General features: G+C 43.4%; 1 pseudogene. It reads right to left on the bottom strand.

Features of this window, described 5'->3' with window-relative positions:
- A pseudogene (locus A3766_RS09760) lies at window positions 1-219 on the bottom strand (transporter); the annotation flags it as partial.
- Window positions 220-288: the final 69 nt, after the last annotated feature.

Below are 288 nucleotides of genomic sequence, written 5' to 3'. Positions count from 1 at the left end.
CAGAGAATAGCTTAAAGACTTTCCACCCGCTTTGAGCAAGGAATAGTTTTTCTCAGCCGCCTGGAAAACCTCTTCCAATTGCTTGGTAGAGTCCTCATCATCTGACTGTCTGGCTAAGGCATCTCGCGCCTTATCAACATTACTTTCTTCAGCACTAATATCCGAAACAAACAGCACGGTTGATGCCAGTAGCACGCATCTAATGACCCAAGAGTTCATTACCTATTCCTTCTATCTTTATAGTTTGTGTCAGTGACTCTTACACGCAGTAACAACTAACCACTTTCC

Source organism: Oleiphilus sp. HI0132, assembly GCF_001635845.1.
The sequence above is the reverse complement of the archived record's forward strand: the minus strand, read 5'-3'. Positions and strand labels throughout refer to the sequence as shown.